This window comes from Pseudomonas sp. Cab53, from assembly GCF_018325965.1.
Classification (GTDB): Bacteria; Pseudomonadota; Gammaproteobacteria; order Pseudomonadales; family Pseudomonadaceae; genus Aquipseudomonas; species Aquipseudomonas chlororaphis_E.
On record NZ_AP021902.1, the window covers coordinates 3,337,733 to 3,355,431 of the forward strand.

Here is a 17,699-nt window from a genome sequence, read left to right on the forward strand (position 1 = left end):
GGGGATTTATCCCCGCTGGGCTGCGCAGCAGCCCCAACGCAGCTGACTCAATCCTCTTGACACACCGAGGCGACAGGTTCCAGGGCCGCTTCGCCGCCCAGCGGGGATAAATCCCCTCGCCACATTGACTAATCCAGTGATCTTTTTCGTTACCCCTGCCGCCGGAAAAAATCGAAACCTTGAACCGCTTGCATCGGTCCAGTCCTGTATGACCGTCAACGCCGCGCGCCTGCGCGGCCTACCTACGAGGGACAGACATGAGCATGACCGTCGGTGATTTTCTGGTGGAACGCCTTTATGAATGGGGGGTTCGTCGTATCTATGGTTATCCGGGCGATGGCATCAACGGGGTCTTCGGCGCCCTGAACCGGGCGAACGGGAAAATCCGCTTCATCCAGGCCCGCCACGAGGAAATGGCCGCGTTCATGGCCTGTGCCCACGCCAAGTTCACCGGTGAACTGGGGGTGTGCATCGCCACCTCCGGGCCGGGCGCCTCGCACCTGATCACCGGCCTCTATGACGCCCGCATGGACCACATGCCGGTGCTGGCCATCTGCGGCCAACAGGCTCGCGCAGCCCTGGGCGGGCACTACCAGCAGGAACTGGACCTGGTCAGCCTGTTCAAGGACGTCGCCGGAGCGTTCGTGCAGCAGGCTAGCGCACCGTCCCAGGTCCGCCACCTGCTCGATCGCGCCGTGCGCACGGCCGTGGGCGAGCGCCGGGTCACGGCGCTGATCCTGCCGAACGACCTCCAGGACCTGGAATACACCGCCCCGCCCCACAAGCACGGCACGGTGCATTCCGGCGTCGGCTACCGCAAGCCCAGGGTCGTGCCGTACGAGGACGATCTGCGCAAGGCCGCCGAGGTCCTCAATGCCGGCAAGAAAGTCGCCATCCTGGTAGGCGCCGGTGCACTAGGGGCCACCGACGAAGTGATCGCCGTCGCCGAGAAACTCGGGGCCGGCGTGGCCAAGGCGTTGCTCGGCAAGGCCGCCGTACCGGACGACCTGCCCTGGGTGACCGGCTCCATCGGCCTGCTCGGCACTGAACCCAGCGACGACATGATGGCCGGCTGCGATACGCTGCTGATGATCGGCTCCGGCTTCCCCTACGCCGAATTCCTGCCTCCTGAAGGCCAGGCCCGCGGCGTGCAGATCGACATTCAACCGGACATGCTCAGCCTGCGCTACCCCATGGAGGTCAGCTTGCACGGCGACAGCGCCGACACTCTGCGGGCCCTACTGCCACTGCTCGAAACAAAGACCGATCGCACCTGGCGCAAGAAGATCGAGCACTGGCGCGAACGCTGGGACAAGACCCTGGAAAAGCGTGCCCTGGTCTCGGCCAAGCCGATCAATCCGCAGCGCGTGACGTTCGAGCTGTCGCCGAGGCTGCCGGACCGCGCCATCATCACTTGCGATTCCGGCTCCTGCGCCAACTGGTTCGCCCGGGATATCCAGATCCGGCGCGGCATGATGTGCTCGCTGTCCGGCGGCCTGGCGTCCATGGGTGCCGCCGTGCCCTATGCCATTGCGGCGAAGTTCTGCCACCCGGATCGGCCAGTGGTCGCCCTGGTGGGCGATGGCGCCATGCAGATGAACAACATGGCTGAGCTGATCACCGTTGCCAAGTACTGGCGCACCTGGGCCAACGGCACCTGGATCTGCGCGGTGTTCAACAACCGCGACCTGAACCAGGTGACCTGGGAGCAACGGGTGATGGAGGGCGATCCGAAGTTCGAGGCCTCCCAGGACATCCCCGACGTGCCCTACCACCTGTTCGCCGAATCCATCGGCCTGAAGGGCATTCTGGTGCTGCACGAGGACGATGTGGCGGCGGCCTGGGAGCAAGCGCTGGCGGCGCAACGGCCGGTGCTGATCGAATTTCGCACCGACCCCGACGTGCCGCCGCTGCCGCCGCACATCAAGCTGGAACAGGCGAAGAAGTTCGCCTCCACGCTCCTGCAGGGTGACCCAAACGAACGTGGCATCGTGGTCGAGACCGCCAAACAGGTGCTGGGCGCCCTGCTGCCGGGCACAAAAAAAGACTGAACCACAACACCAGCCTGGTTTCAGGCAACGCCAACGGCCGCCCCGCACGGGCCGTGTCGACTGTCGGGTCAATTAAGTTAATCGATCAGACAGCCGATACAGGGACGTGCGGGATATTTCGCGTTTAGCTGATGGCTTGTTTATGACTGAAGATGCTGGCAACGACTCAACTGTCCTCTCGGGCTCGCCAAGCCGAAACTTCACTCGCCGCACCTTCCCGGCCATTATGCTGGTGCTGTTTTTCATGTCGGCCCTGGCGATTGCCGTGTTGCTCAACATCACGGCCGCCCAAGACCAACGCGCCCGTGAACAGAGCCTGTTCTTCGCCCAACGGGCCATCGAGGGCATCCGCACCGGCATCGCACGGGACTTGAACGACTACTCCAAGTGGAGCGACGCCTACCGCCACCTGCATGTCGAAGTGGACAAGGCCTGGGCCTTCGACCAGGAAAACGTCGGCAGCAGCGTCTTTTCGCTCTACGGCTACCAGGCCGTGTTCGTTATTTCCCCGACCGGCAAGACCGTCTATTCGGTGATCGACGGGCAGCTGAGCGACGTCACCGCCGATGCCTGGCTGACCGGCAACCTGCGGGCCCTGGAGAAAAAAGCCAGCGCCGAGAACAATCGCGACGAAGTCATCGTCGAGATGTTGCACCACGACGGCGCCCCAGCGTTCGTCGCCACGTCCGCCATCACCACCGGCACGGATAACAGCGTGCCGCACATTCCCGGCCCGCCCAGCCTGATGCTGTTCGTCAAGGTCCTCGATGGCGCGTCGTTGCAGAACCTGGCGCGGGACTTCGTCCTGCCCGATGCCCACGTCGCCCGCTCGCCCGGACCACCCGACACCGCCCAGTTTCTACTGAACGACCTGACCCAGGAGGCACTGGCCTGGCGCCCGCTGACGCCGGGCAGTGACCTGCGCAAGGCCTTGCTGCCGGTGCTGGCCGTGGCGCTGCTGGTGCTGGCGATCCTGGCGCTGGCGGTGTTGCGCCATGCCCTGGTCATGCTCCGCGCCCAGGAGCGCCAGTACGCCAGCCTGCTGGCCCATCGCAAGGCGCTGGAGCGCAGTGAAGAGCGTTTCCGCGACATTGCCGAGGTATCGTCCGACTGGCTGTGGGAAGTCAACTCGGCCGGAACCCTCACCTACCTGTCGGAACGCTTTGAACAAGTGACCGGCTTCAGTCCGGCGGAATGGCTGGGCAAGCCGCTGCACCGGTTGCTTCATCCCCATGACGGATCGATTTCCATCGCCCACTGGCTGCTGGGCGGCGCCAACAGTGCCGAGCCGACCGCACTGCTGTGCGAATACACCGCGCGCAACCTGCGCACACGCACCTGCAAGATCGCCGTGCGGGCCATCGAGGCCGGCACCCTGGGCTTTCGCGGCACCGCCACCGACATCACCGAGGAGTTGCGGGCGCTGGCGCAGATCAAGCACCTGTCGCTCCACGACCCGTTGACCGGGCTGGCCAACCGCAATCGCTTGTTCGACTGCCTCAGCGAACACCTCGGCCGCACCGACGGCGCATCGCTGGCCGTGCTGAACCTGGACATGGACCGCTTCAAGCCGGTCAACGACTCCCTGGGCCACGCCGTGGGCGATAAGGTCTTGAAGGAAGTGGCCCATATCCTCCAGCAGAACGTACGCAGCACCGACCTGGTGGCGCGCCTGGGCGGCGATGAGTTTGTCATCGTCATGCCTGAACCGGGCGAAGCCAGTGACCTCGACCAGCTCTGCCAGCGCCTGATCGATTGCATGCAGCGGCCGATGCACCTGGACGGCAACACCTTGTACCTGGGCGTGAGCATCGGCGTTGCCTGGGCGCAACCGGGCGACGAGCGCGCCCACGAGTTGCTGCGCCAAGCCGACATCGCCCTGTACGCCGCCAAGGCAGCGGGCCGCAACACCTGGCGCGTGTACGTGGAAGCCATGGGCAATGTCGCCCGCGACCGGCGCCGCTACGAACAGCAACTGCGCGACGCGATGCAGCAGGGCCAACTGGAACTGCGCTACCTGCCTCGCTTCGACATGAACGCCGAACAATTACATGGGTTCGAGGCGCAGGCCTTCTGGCACCACCCCGAGAAAGGTGAACTGGGGGGCGCCGATTTCATTCCCATTGCCGAGACTTCCGGCCAGTTGGAAGAACTGGGCACCTGGATGCTGATCAACGTCTGCGAAGAAGCGGTGAGCTGGCCGAGCGCGGTCAGCGTGTCCATCGCGGTTTCCCCCAGGTGGTTCAGCAGCAGCTTCCTGCTCAAGCAGGTGCAAGCGGCCCTCGATGCCAGCGGCCTGGCGTCGCATCGGCTGACCCTGGAGGTGGCTGAAGGGGTTCTGCTGGCCGATCACAAGGCGGTCGCCGCGACCCTCCATGCCCTGAAAAACCTGGGCGTACGGATCAATATCGACAAGTTCGGCACCAACATCGCGTCCTTGCGCGAAGTGCTGAACCAGCCATTCGATGGTATTCGCTTCGATCGCAACATCCTCTCGCAACTGGGCCTGGAGCAGGATGAGGAAGGCGTACTCGCCATGATCCGCCTGAGTCGCAGCGTGGGGTTGAGGGTGACCGCCGAAGGCATCGAGAACGCCCGGCAGTTCCGCCAGTTGCGCAGCGTGGCCTGCGACCATGTCCAAGGCCCCTATTTCGGCTCGCCTCTGGCCCGCTCGGAAATGGCCTCGTTCTTTACCACCCCGCGGTGGCTGTGAGCCCTCGCAAGAGCTGACTGACCGCCTTCGCGAGCAGTTGGATTGGGGCCCACCGCAAGAGCCAGGCCGGCTGTCAGGCCGCCTTCGCGGGCAAGCCCGCTCCCACAGGGATCTGTGGCGGGCACACACCTCAAGCCCACCACACAACACTGTGGGAGCGGGCTTGCCCGCGATAGCGCCAGGTCAGTCGACACCTTCATCCACTGACCCGCCCTCGTCGCGAGCAAACCCGCCCCCACACAGGGGATCTGTGGCGGACACACACCTCAAGCCCACCACACAATACGGTGGGAGCGGGCTTGCCCGCGAAGGGGCAGGCCCGGTCTGCCCCGGTCACAGACTCAACCGCCCCCGCTCCTCTTCGGTCAAGCGCTGCCGAGTCTGTTCGTCCAGTGGCCCGGCGCCAAGCACTTGCACCGGGCTGGCCGGGTCATAGGCGCGAGGGGCCTCGCGGCTGGCGCCGTCGCGGGACGGGGCCAACTGCTCGGAGCCGAAACTCACCACCTGCACGGTGAACACCGACGCCTGGTTCTGCCGCGCCGCGTTCTGCTGCTGGCGGGTCACGTCCTCGGCCGCCTGGGTGGCCGAGGTCGCCGCCGCGCTGGCGGAGGTGATGGCCCCGGTGTTCACCGAAGCCGCCAACGGCACGCCGGAGGCCTTGCCCTGGGTCTGGATGTTGGCCGCGTTCACCACGGTCAATGCCGCGATGTTGACGTTGCCCGACACCCGGATCCCCGCCTCGCCGGCATCGATGGTGCCCAGCGGCGCGATCAGGTCGATATCCCCCGGCGCCACTTCGGCAATGGGGTTGAGGGTGGCGATACCGGCCCCGGTGCTCGGTACCGAAGGCGACAGCGTCACGTTGCCCCAGGTGTCGTACAAGCGCTTGGGCGGCGTGTACACCACGGTGGTCTTCGAACCCCGACCGGCGTTGATGTCGCCCTGGGCCGACCAGCCAAGGATCGAACCGCCAAAGGTGGTCATGATCCGGCTCTGCCCCAGCAGGATGCTGTTCTGCGCATACAACTGGATATCGCCCTCACCCTGGGTGATGACCCCGGCGGTGGACGGCGGCGCGTTGCCCTCGATACCGAAAGTCTGGCCGCCGCCCGGGGTCAGCATCTGGATACTGCCGCCGAAATCGGTGTGCACCCCCGCCCCGCCGAACATCGTGATGTCGCCCTTGTAGGTGATCGGATTGCCCGCCACGTCCTTGGTCGGGAACAACCAGTCGATGGCCTCGCGGCCCCGCAGGTAACTGCCCTGGCGCACGCCGCCCACTTCGTTGTACTCGCGGCCGCCGGCCTTGAGCTCGGCAAAGTACACGTCGCGGGCAAACACCCGCTGCTGCTCGGCCGGCAACGCCGCGAAATAGGCACGGGCCTGGTCGGTATCGCCGCTGAAACCGAAGCGCTTCTCCAGCCAATCCACCAATTCGGTTTCATAGGTCTTGGCGACCTTGCCGTCCTGGTTCGCCAGCGGCACACCGGCCAGGGCCTGGTTCGCCGGGTCCAGGTAGGCTTTGACGAAGCGCTGGTAATCCGCGCCGTTGAGGCCCGCGCCGGCCTGCAACACCAGGCTCGCGCCAGGGCGCGAATCCCCCGGTACCACGGCGCCGAGGCTGGTGATGCTGACCTTGTCGTCCATCAGGATATTGCGCCCGGCGGTGATCTCCAGCAGGCCGGGACCGGCGACGTTGAAGGTGCTGTAGAGGATGTCGCGCCCGGCTGACACGATGGAAATGTCGGTGGGGTTGTTGTGGATGAAGAGGTTGCCGGAGACGGTGTAGTTCCCCGCTTCAGCGTTATCACTGTGCGATCCGGCCAGCGGAACCCCGCTGCTGACGATGTCCCGCCCAGCCATCATCCGGACAGCTCCAGCGCCTTCATATGCAATTCGCCCCGGCCATCTGGCCGTGGAAACCGACGTCATCGACCGCCCGGTGGTGACTGCCAGCAAATCGCCTTCGAGTGCATAGAAGCGAGCAGGATCGGCATTGAGGGCCCATTCGCTGGAAGCGCTGCTGGTGTCGAAGGCAAACAGCGGCAGCATGTTCGAACTAAGGCGCACAGGATTACCGTCGGCCGAAAGATTGCTGACTTTGATACTGATGCCGTTATCGACAGAACCGACATAGGCTGGCCGGAATGGCGTAGCCAAAGCGGTCGATGCGGCACCGGAACGACTGACCGACATGTCGCCGCCGTAGATGGAATCGCCGGCTAGGAATTGCAATTCACTGTTAGGGCCAGGTGCGAGCAGCAGCGCTGGAAGATTGTTAGCGTCGTAGACTGCGCTGGTACCTATCGCCTTAGCCCTGCCGTAATACAGGCTACCACTGGCCGCCACAGCCCGCAGGATTGAGGGGTAGACCATTGCAAGGTCCGTATCCAGCCCCAACGTCAGAGGCGTCAGGTTACCTCCCGACGTCCATAGATCAATCGCCGTGTTGGCAGTCCACAGCGTAAACCAGCTCACACCCGATCCGTTAATCGCGCCACTTTTGAATGGAGACACGCTCATCATCAATGCCCGACCTGGGTCTGCAACGTCCTGAACGACGAGATCGCCCAGGGTAGATAGATTGAAAGTGGCGTCGCCCGGCATCAGAGTCAGCCCACCGGTGGCGTCGCCACGTGTGGATTTGAAGGAATCGTATGCCCGAGTCTCTCGAGGGGACTGCACAGTGGCAGCGTTGCCATAGCGAAGATCGATTCGGCCAATGGCACCGCTATCGATCTGCGCGTGCCCCCGCAGGTTGATGACCGCACCGTTGAGATGCCCGCTCGTGAACAAGCTCCCGGGATTCAAGGCACCGCCCACCCGCAGATTGAGATCGCCGCCGCCGGTCAATTGCAGACTGCCATCGGCGTCCACACGCCCGGTACTGCCTACGGCAAGCACCAATCCTTGACTGCGACTGTTGCTGCGCGACTCAAGAAGGCTACCCGCCATTTGATCGATCACCCCTGCATCGCCCGCGACCTGAACATTCAGGTTACCGCCGCCCAAGGTACCAAACCCGGTAAATCCAACCATCAAATCAGCCTTGCCATTCTGTGCTGCGGTATAGCTCCCGAAATTGATCCACCAGGCAGCGGGTTGTGCCTGGGTATCGGTAGAAACCGAGCCGTTGCCTTGGCGCCACAGCCAGTTCCCGACATTCGCAGTGTCATAACCCAAATCGCCGGGATTGGGTCGCGCATTACCGCTGCTAGTCACCGCGTCCATTGTATTGCCGGTCAGACTCCCGCCAACGTTCAGAGTCAGGTTGCCGCCAAAATCCGGGTACCAAGCGCGGTAAAGACTAGTAGTACCGCCATTCACAAACTGCTCGTTGTCACCGAATGCATCGTTAAGCACCTTTCCTTCCGCACCCAGCGCCTTAGGTTGGTTGTAAGGATCGTTGGCATGAGTCGCGCTCGCCGAGCTGCCTGCGGTATAGACGCCGTACAGCGAATCCATTTTCACATCACCTGCCGAGAACAGCTCAAGGTCAGCCGCGCCGGTACGAACCACGCTCCACCGTTGGCTGCCTGCTTTGTAATCGGCTTGTCCGACTGCTTGGCAATAAGAGGGATTTTCGGTACACAATTCCGGGTACCCGATGGCACCAAAATCAATCGGTTGACCGGCGAGACTCGGATCCCCCCATTCGATAGCCCCTACTTCAGTCCATATATATCCACTGCTGGCCTTACAAAAATCCGGTAAATCAGTACATAGCCCTGGGTAACCAATCGCCTCGAAGTCAATCGGTTGGCCTGCCATGCTGGTGTCGCCAAAAAAATCCAATGACCCTGCTTCGGTCCACAACATCTCGCCAGCCTTAGGCACACCAAACATACCGTAATGACTATCCGCCAAACGAAGATCCCCGCCAGCCGTCACAGGCTTCACGACCCGACTGTCCGCCGCCTGCGTATCGGCGCCGGCCACCAGCCGTAGGGACCAGGACTGCGACCCCTCGGCCAACATTGGCGCAATGGCCCAATTGCTGCCCGCCACTTCCGGACGCAACTGCACCGACTCGACACCCGCCGGCAGCTTGATGTCGGTACCTGAAGGAATTTTCGAACCCACATTCAATGCCAGGGGACCGCTGAGACGCACGACGTTGGTCAAGCCATGGGGCGCGTCCGCAATGCCTGGCAGTGCAACGCCTTTAGGCCAGATCAGGCTGCCAATGGTTGCGCTGCTGCCCAGCAGGCTCCCAGCCCCCAGCACTGTGCCCGCATCAAGGGTCTGAGTCGAAGCCAACAAAGTGCCGGCGGCGAACAACAGATTACCCAAGGCGTCATGCACCGCCGCGGCAAGCACCGTGCCCGCCGGCAGTACCAAAGGTTGATCAAGCGTCGCGGCTACTGGCAGGCGCGTTCCCGCCGCCAATGTGGCGCCCTTGAGCGGCACGTCGAAGTTGAGCACCGAGCCGGCCGGAAACGCCGTGTCCTCCGCCAGGATCACGCCGGTACCGGGCACGACGATATCGCCTGCCGCAAAATCAATACCCGGCAATAGCACCCAGCCCTTGTCATCGTTGCTGGCCGGCGGCTGGGCGAAACCGTCGGTGATGCTGCCATAGATATTCAGATCGCCCCCGGCGCGCAACGTCAGGCTGGCGGATTCGCCGGAGCCATAGACATTGTCCAGTTGGTTATGCCGATTGAGGCTCTCATAGCGATAGCGCGACAGGTCCAGGTCGCCTTGGACCACCAGGTCGCCATCGGCCGTCGCGCTCACCACCTCCACACCAGGGCGCAGATGGAATACATCGCGATAGCGGCTGTTGTTCAGTCCGGCGAGTTTGCGCTGCAACAGATCGTCGTTGTCGTGGGCCTGAGTGATGAACGCGGTGTTGTCGTCATGCACATCGTCCAACCACGCTTGATTGATGACCTGATAAGGCTTGCCGCTGGCTGCCGGTACGTTGACCAACGGTGCATCGTCGTATTGCCACATGGCCACCAGCGCGATCGAACGGGCGCCTTGGACATCCACGGCGCCGCTGGCATCGATTGCCACGTCGCCGCCTGAAACACCGCCCAGTCGTGGTGCGTTGAGTTGCAATGTTCCGCGGGCGCGACCGTCATGCATGCCCGGCTTACTGCCCAGCGCCACCTCGGTGCCATGGCGCAGGTCGATACGGGCACCATTGCCCAGGGTCAGCAGCCCTTGGCGTGCGGTCAGGTCCACGATGGCGCGGTTCGGTGAGTCGATGATCTTGCCGTAGCTGTCCACCCGCAGGCGTCGGCCATGGGCATCGAGCACCGCTGCGCTGCCCAGGGTCAGGGCATTGCCGGCGGCCAGATAAATACTGCCAACGCGCTCACCGCTGGCGTCGACCTTGCCGTTGACCAGCAAGCTGCCGTTGTCCACCGACACATTGATCGACGAGGCCTTAAGCCCGTCGCCGATCACCAGGTCGCCCTGTTTGAGCTGGAAGCCACGGGATCCGTAGACCTGCCCATCGTTCAAGCGCTGATTCAACGCCGCGAACTGCTCACTGAGACTGCCGCTGCCGCCCAGACGCTGGGCCTGGATTTCCACGCTGCCGGCCAGGTGCGGCATGGCGGTGCCGCCGGCGTCGTATTCGCCCGTGCTGCTGCCGAGAATCCGCCCTTGCAGGTCCACCACCCCCGCCGCCCCGTCCACAGCCACGGCGCTGAGCCGGCCGGCCTGGTTGTTGCGGGCCGAGAAGTCGATGGTCGAGCCATCGGTCTGGCGGATGTCGCCGTTCTGGCTTTGCAGAATCACCTCGCCACCGGCGCTGTAGCGCGTCACATCGTTGAAAGTCACCGTGCGACCCGCCACATCGATCAACGCCGCATCGGCCAGGGTCAGGTCGCGGGTCGCGCTCAAGGTCAGCTTGCCACTGGGCAGCACCACCGCACTGGCCAGGTTGAGGCTGGCACTCTTGAGGGACAACTCGCCACCGAGCCCGGAAACGGTGCCCGGCTTAGCGCTCGCGCCCGCCACGTTGATCGCCCCACCCGCGCTGATGCGGTTGATCGAACCGGCTTCACCGGTCAACAACGGAGTAAGAATATTCAGATTGCCGCCGCTGTAGGCAAAGCCCGTTTTCGGGTCGTATGCACCCTGGGTCTGATAGACCGCCAGGCTGCCTTTGTGATTGGCGGTCAGACGCTCGCTGGCGTTGAGGTTGACGTTGGCAAAGCCCAGGGCCAGACGGTCCAGCGTGGTGACCGAGCTCGGCTGGGCGAATTCACCGTAACCAAACTCGATGCGCTGGGCCTGGATGTCCAGGCGACCGGCGCCGGTGCCGGCCCCGCCGGCGATGACCGAACCCGGCGCGCCGACGGCACCGTTCCAGATCAGGTTGGCGGTGCGGATGGTCGCTACATCGCCGGCGCCGCCCGCGCCATAAATTGCCGGGGTGCTGAGCATCAGGTTGTTCAGGCGCGACTTACCGGTGGTCGAATCATAGGTGTCGAGGCTGACGGTGCCATAGAAATTCAGCGCCTGACTGGCCGACAGTTCGAGGGTTTCCAGGGCCGGAGCACCATATTGGGTGTCCCCGCGCAACAGGCGATCCAGAACGGTCTGGCTCAGGGTCAGACCGGCAGGCAATACATTGCGCCCCGACGCATCGCTCAATGCCTGGGCGGTGCCGACGTTGATGTTGCTCAGGGCCAGGGTCAGGTGACGGGTGCCGTAACGCACCTGGTCGTCCAGTTCCAGGCTGCCAGCGGTGCCTGCAACGATACTGCCTTCGGAGTGAATGCGTGTGACGCCACTGCAAGGCGTCAGGCGGCAGCCACCGATATTGATGGAGCCTGCGCCGCCCGATGGAGGGGCCAGTACGCTGAGCAAACCATTGGAGGCGGCCAGCATATTGGCGTCGTTATTGAGACTGTAAACAAAGCCAGCTCGGGCGTCGTAAGCAGCCGCGCCACGACCGATGGTGTTGATGACAGCGCCCTGTTCCATCGATAACTCGCCGCCATTGGCCAACAGGAAAACCTCAGGTGCTGCTAAAGCCGCACCTTCACGCAATGTCACGCTACGCGACATCTCAGACACCGGAGTCACGTAATTTCCGCTTTGACCGTAACTAACCGAAAACAGGCCGCCTATGACCTGACGCGAAGCGTTCAATGCATTCAGGCTTTCGGCAGTGAGGGTCACGCCCTCGAAACCAGCCGTGGCCCCACGCCCATCCGCAACCACCTCCAGCGCGCTCCGGGCGTAACCAACCACTGAGACGGAACCGCCGAAGCCTCCCGCCTGAGGCGCGAACTTGCCGACACCCTTGAAGGAGAATGCTTGATCCCCTGCTCCAGGGGCCAGGTTCAGTTTCAAGGTCTTGGCGTCTACCGGCAACATTGCCCGGGGTACGCCCAGGCGAGCGGCATCGGCCACGGCGAACTGCGCGTAGCTCGTTTCGTTGTATTGCGAGTAGCGGCGCAGCACATCCCCCGACGTCAGAATGACCTGACTGGACAAACTGTTACGCTGACCGGTATTGGCCACCGACAACACCCCGGCGGTGGTCCAGGAACCGTTGCGCATCTGTTGCGCGCCCGTTGTGATGCCTTGCCCCGCCAAGCCATTGACCTCGACCCGGAACGCGCCCGGCAGCAACGCATAAGTGGACGGCATCAGGGTGTAAGTACCGGCAGCCAGCCCGGGCACACCGGCACCGATGGTGATCTGCTGACCGACCCTCGGATCCACCGCGCCACCTTCGGCAGCGACCGGCGCATACTGACTCTGGTTGCCCGGCACAATGGCGTAGACCGGGTTGCTGGAAAGACCAGGCAAGGTGAAACCGCCATTGGCACCCATTTGTACCAGCGGATTGAAACGGGCGTCAGTAGAACCACCACGGCCTGAGATAAAGCCAGCGCCGAGCAAATCACCGCCACCAGACAGGTCAAGCACCGAACCCTCCTGTGCCGTGACCGATCGCCCGCCCAGAATAACGCCGATGTTAATGTCAGCGTTTAGACTGGGTACTGCACCCTGTCCTAGCAACACCACCTTCTTGCCAGCGTACTCATAACTTTGACCGTCGACCGTGCCGCCATAGGGCAATCTCAGGCCCAAGCCGCTGACCGACGTCAGGCTGCCCGGCAACAGACTTACCCGATCGCTGATGGCATACCCCCCTACACCGCCGTTGGTGCCGACCTCAATCAATCCCAACGGCGCCCGAACCACGCCACCCTGTTCGATGTTCGCGCTACCCAGTTGCAAGCGCCCGAATACCGAATAGGGTACCTGGGGCGTCGTCTGGGTTGTGCGCCCGATTACCAGGCTGCGTGCCGGGTCGTAGAGAGGGGTACCATTATCCGATGTGCCCCAACCAGACCCCGCCAACACCCGAGCCCCGACTCCGGTTGCCGGATACAGCTGGGCCGCTTGCAACAGCATGTCCGAAGGGGTCAGCAATTGCGTGGTAAACCCCGTAGGCATATCGGCGCTCGAGAACCCGGCCAGGAATCGCAGATCACCCCGGCTGCTCAGCTGGACCTGATCGAAACCTGCGCGCTCAAGTCCCACAGTGCTGTCATCGGACTGCCTCACTGTGCCTTTACTGCTGAACATCACATTGCCTTGCACATCCAGCAGATCCGCGTTGACGGAAAACACTGCCTTGTTCGCCAATAGAGACACCCCGCCACCCTCGACCACTGGCCGGGTGTAAGGCTCAAAACTCGGTCGAGTGGTCGCCAGCCCTGTCGCAGTAGACAGCAACACATGGGGTGCATTGAACTCGACCCGGGTATTGGCTGGCGCGGTTGCACTCAATCCAAAGCTGCGGGCGTACAGGCTCAGGCTCTGTCCGAGGGACATCGACAGGTTGCCATCGACGCTCATCAGTCCGTTGCTCAACAAGGACAAATTGTCGAAACCACCGGCCTGGACCTGATCGATACCTAGCTGGCCGTGACCATAAACCAACGAGTCCGCCGAGGTTTCAGCCGTATCGCCCAGCGGGCTTGCCTGCGCGACTTGCTTCAGAACCAGTTCACGAACACTCAACACTCGGGCATTGACCGCGCTTTTCAGGTAATAGGGGGTTTCCAGCGCCACCGACAGACTGCCACCTGCCGCCCCGCCGCCCCCCGAGCGGGCGCTGAACGCGCCGTCCAGGTACAGGCCATTGGCCGACGCCAGGGAAATACTGCCGCCATTGCTCGCTACCAACGTACGGCCCTGACCCGGAACATCCAGCACGGCCTGGCTGCCATCCGCTTGCAGACGGGCACCGTCGCGCACCACCACAAACAGCTCGGAGGCAGACGTCGATCCTTTCGCGGCATCGATCTGGCCGCCAATGACAATCTGCCCGCCGTCGCGCACCAGGCCATAGGTCTGGCCGCGCATATCCTGAGCTGTCATCGCCCGGCTCGATACATCGATCAGCGCCTGCTCGCCCAGCCAGATGGAACGACCGTGGCCCTGGGCATTGACCTGATCGCGAACCGCATCATCGACGCTCAACTCGGTAAGGCTGACCCGCCCGCCCCAGGCGTTAAGCGTGCCGTTGGCGGTCAATTGCCCGCTGCTCCGGACATCGATGCCCTGGCCTGGATCAACGGTAATCACACTGCCCTTGCCCAAGCTCAATACCGTACTGGCCATGTCGGCCGCGCCGGAGTTTGGCGTGCCTGCGGTGAGACTCAGGCTCGCGCCGCGACGCTGGGTCAGGACACCTTTGACCGCGTCTTCCTGATACAGCTCCGGCGTCCAGCGCTGCAAGGCAGCGGCCGGCTCCGCGTCGCTGCCGGTGACCAACGCCTGTTCACCAACACGGTACACCGGCATCGTCACATCGACCCGAGTCCCGTCGGCCACAGTCAGGCCTTCGTTGCCGGTGATGTCATAGGCCGAGAAACCCTTGTCGAAGAAATCGCCGTCCAGTTGCAGAGTGCCAGCTTCGAGGGGGGTGCCGCTGTTGCCGATCAGCACTTTGCTGGCCGCCAGCTTCAAGGTCCCGCCACCACTCACGCCAGTACCGCGCAGTTCACCTTCGAGGTTCAAGTCGCCGTTACCGGACGATGCACCGGTACTCGCGGTCAAGGTCAAGTCTCCACCCTTGCCGCCGCGAGTCTTGCCATCGGCCATCACGGCAGCGCCGGAGCTGACGTCGATCAGGCTGCCCTGCCGCACATCAATATCGCCACTGCTACGCACGGACACGCTGCCGCCGTTAATGAACGGCAGGCCTTGGCGGTCGTTGCCGTCGAGCAGCAGATTGCTCCAGCGTCCGGCGGTGTTCAGCTTGACGCCTTCGCCCAATGTGACCGTCGCCCGCTGTCCCGTAACGGGTGAAAGCGTGACGTCTCCCATCTGGAAATTGTCGGTCCTGACCTGTTTGAGGATGTTACCCAATACAATGCGACCACTGCGGGCCGTCAGGTCGGCGTTCACTTCCACCTGCGGCGCATAAAGCGTGATATCCCCGCCGTCGGCTACCTTGAGTGCGCCGTCAACCTTGATGCCTTCAGCCCCCGCTACCTTGACTGCGCCGAGCTGGAAGCCATTGAGCAGCGCGTTATCCAGCACCAACTTGCCTTGCCGGTCGCTGCCGACCGCCGAGGTCAGGTCCAAGCCTGCGGCAATCTTGTCGGTCACCTTGCCGACGGTGACCTGATCGAAGGTGGGGTTCAAGCCACTGTTGATCACGCCACTGGTCTTGTCATAGATCGGCGTGTAGCTGCCCACCCACAACTGGGCCCGACGGGCCACGGCGTTTTGCGATTGCTGGTAGCCGTCGAGGTTGAGGTTCGGCGCCTGGGTCTGGCGTTCGCCCTGGTACACCTCGCCGACGATATGGCCTTCCAGCACGGCGTTGCGGGTCGACACCACCAGCTTGCCGGCATCGCGACCGACGGTGTAGCCGGCTTCAAAACGTTCGCGCGGGGCAATGAGCGGGTTGTAGTAGTAATCAGTCTGGCCCCAGCGCTGGCTGTGGTCTTCGTAACCCTTGTAGATGCCGGTGTAAAGGATGTCACCCGGGGCCTTGGACAGCTCATACAGACGACCATTGGCACCCTTGAGCCAGGATTGGCGCAGGTACCCGCTCTGCACATCCAGGGTGCCACCGGACAGGTTCAGTTGCGCCGCCTGCTGGGTCACCACGTCGTTGCCGGTAAACGTCAGGGTACCGCCCTGGGCCGCCCATTCGCCGACACTGTGGCCCCGGGTGCCCAGGTAGCCGCCGACTTCCAACAGACCACCGGCTGTGTACCAGCGGTCGGTGGCGTAACCGTTGGTGCCTGCAGGGACGTAGACCAGGTCACGCACGTCCACCCACACATCGCTGTTGGTCAGCTTGCCGCCTTCGCGGTTGATCGGCGCATCCCGTTGTTCGTTGCCTTGGACGTTGACCTTGATGGAATTGGACTCCATCGCCACCTTGACGCCGATGGCGCCGGACACGTCGATCATCGCGCCATCGCGCACCAGGCTGCGCCCCGCGGCGCTGACCGCAACCTGCCCGCCGGTGGCCAGGGTGATGGAGCCGTTCTGGAAGTCGACGCTACCACCGCTGACGATCTCGACCCGCGACTGGTCGCTACGGTCGACCACGCTGCTGAGGTTGTTGAACTGACCGGTGATCAGGTTGTTCGGCGCGCCATCCAGGCCCGCGGGCCCGGCATTGCGTTGGCTATCCAGTGCACTGCCGCCCGCGGCGTCGAGCAGCACGGCGGTGGCACTGCCCTGCCCCAGGGTCACGCTGCCGGTGCTGTCGCTGAAAGCGTTGAGCAAATGCACGGTGCCGCGGGTGTCCACTGAACTGCTGGCCACCACCACGCCGTTCTGCTGCACATTGTGCCCGGTGAGGGTGATGTCGCCGGTGCTGGCCTGGATCAGACCGCTGTTGATCACCGTGCCGGCGCTGCTGCCCGGTTTGAGCGACGTCGCCACCTCATTACCACGAGTGGTGGAGCGCGAGTTGCCGCTGGTGCCCTGGCCGCGACGGATATAAAAACTGTCGCCAGCCGCGAGGGTGGTCTGGCCCTTGGCGGTGATGATGGAGCCGGCGTTCTCCACCTCGCTACCCAGCAGCAAGGCATAGCCACCGCCTGCGGTGGAAGTGGCGGCGCGGTGGGTTTCAATTTGCGCACCGCGTTGCACTTCGACCTTGCCGGCTGCATCGGTGAAGGTTGGCTGGGTGCCGGTGGCATCGACGTACAAGCCGCGCTGGCTGAACTGCTCGTCAGTGATGTTAGCCGCGACCGCCGCCAGGTTTCGCACGTTGACCTGGCTGCTGCCGCTGAAAATGATGCCGTTGCGGTTGACTAGCATCACCGTGCCGTTGCCCTTGATCTGGCCCTGGATCTGGCTCGGCCGGGCTTGAGGATCGTTGACCCGGTTGAGCACTGCCCAGTCCGCTTGCTGCTGGAAATCCACCGTGGTGTTACGCCCGACGTTGAAGGTTTCCCAGTTGAGAATCGCCTTGTCGGCGGTCTGCTCGATCTTCACCGTGGTCTTGCCGCCGGCCTGGGTCTGCTGCGGCCCCTTGGCGTTGAGCCAGCCCTGGGTCAGGCTGTTGTCGACCTTGAGGCCGCCCTCGCCCAGCCCGTCGGGCACGACCTGCACCTGCCCGAACGCCGCTTGCCGCCCGGCCGCCTGCGCCGCCTGCTGGGCCGCGATCGCGGCCACGGTGTTGTTGAGGTTGGTCAACGAGCGCTGCAACTGGGCATTGGCCCGCTGCTGCTGGGCCAGGGGCGGCGGCATCCCAGGCACCGCAGTGGTCGGCCGTGCCGCACCACCGGCGGGGGCCGCACCCTTCGCCGCAAACCAGGCCGAACTGAACGCCGTGGCCGCCTGGGCATTGCCGGCCACCATCAACAGCGCGATGGCCTGGGCCAGCGGCTTGAGCCGCCCCATCGACAGCTCGCCATCGCGACGTGGAACGTTCGGTTTCATCGGTTTGCAGCGCAGCATCCTACTCATCCTTT

General features: G+C 63.6%; 3 protein-coding genes. 2 read left to right on the forward strand and 1 reads right to left on the reverse strand.

What is annotated here, in order from left to right; genetic code table 11:
* Positions 1–257: 257 nt before the first annotated feature.
* Positions 258–2,051, forward strand: coding sequence for a thiamine pyrophosphate-requiring protein (locus KI241_RS14490; RefSeq protein ID WP_042729745.1), 1,794 nt, complete (start codon positions 258–260; stop codon positions 2,049–2,051).
* A 142-nt stretch (positions 2,052–2,193) separates the two neighbouring features.
* Positions 2,194–4,764, forward strand: a complete 2,571-nt coding sequence (locus tag KI241_RS14495) for an EAL domain-containing protein (RefSeq protein ID WP_042729746.1) — start codon at positions 2,194–2,196, stop codon at positions 4,762–4,764.
* Between the two features lie 333 nt (positions 4,765–5,097).
* Here KI241_RS14495 and KI241_RS14500 read toward each other — a convergent pair whose 3' ends face one another.
* The gene (locus KI241_RS14500; RefSeq protein ID WP_212802634.1) at positions 5,098–17,685 is read right to left on the reverse strand and encodes a filamentous hemagglutinin family protein; all 12,588 of its coding nucleotides are present in this window, start codon (positions 17,683–17,685) and stop codon (positions 5,098–5,100) included.
* Positions 17,686–17,699: the final 14 nt, after the last annotated feature.

What these genes read in the sequence shown, in the direction of transcription:
- KI241_RS14500 (WP_212802634.1), bottom strand. Translation starts at nt 17,685, where the DNA reads ATGCTGCGCTGCAAACCGATGAAACCGAACGTTCCACGTCGCGATGGC.
- KI241_RS14490 (WP_042729745.1), top strand. Translation starts at nt 258, where the DNA reads ATGAGCATGACCGTCGGTGATTTTCTGGTGGAACGCCTTTATGAATGG.
- KI241_RS14495 (WP_042729746.1), top strand. Translation starts at nt 2,194, where the DNA reads ATGACTGAAGATGCTGGCAACGACTCAACTGTCCTCTCGGGCTCGCCA.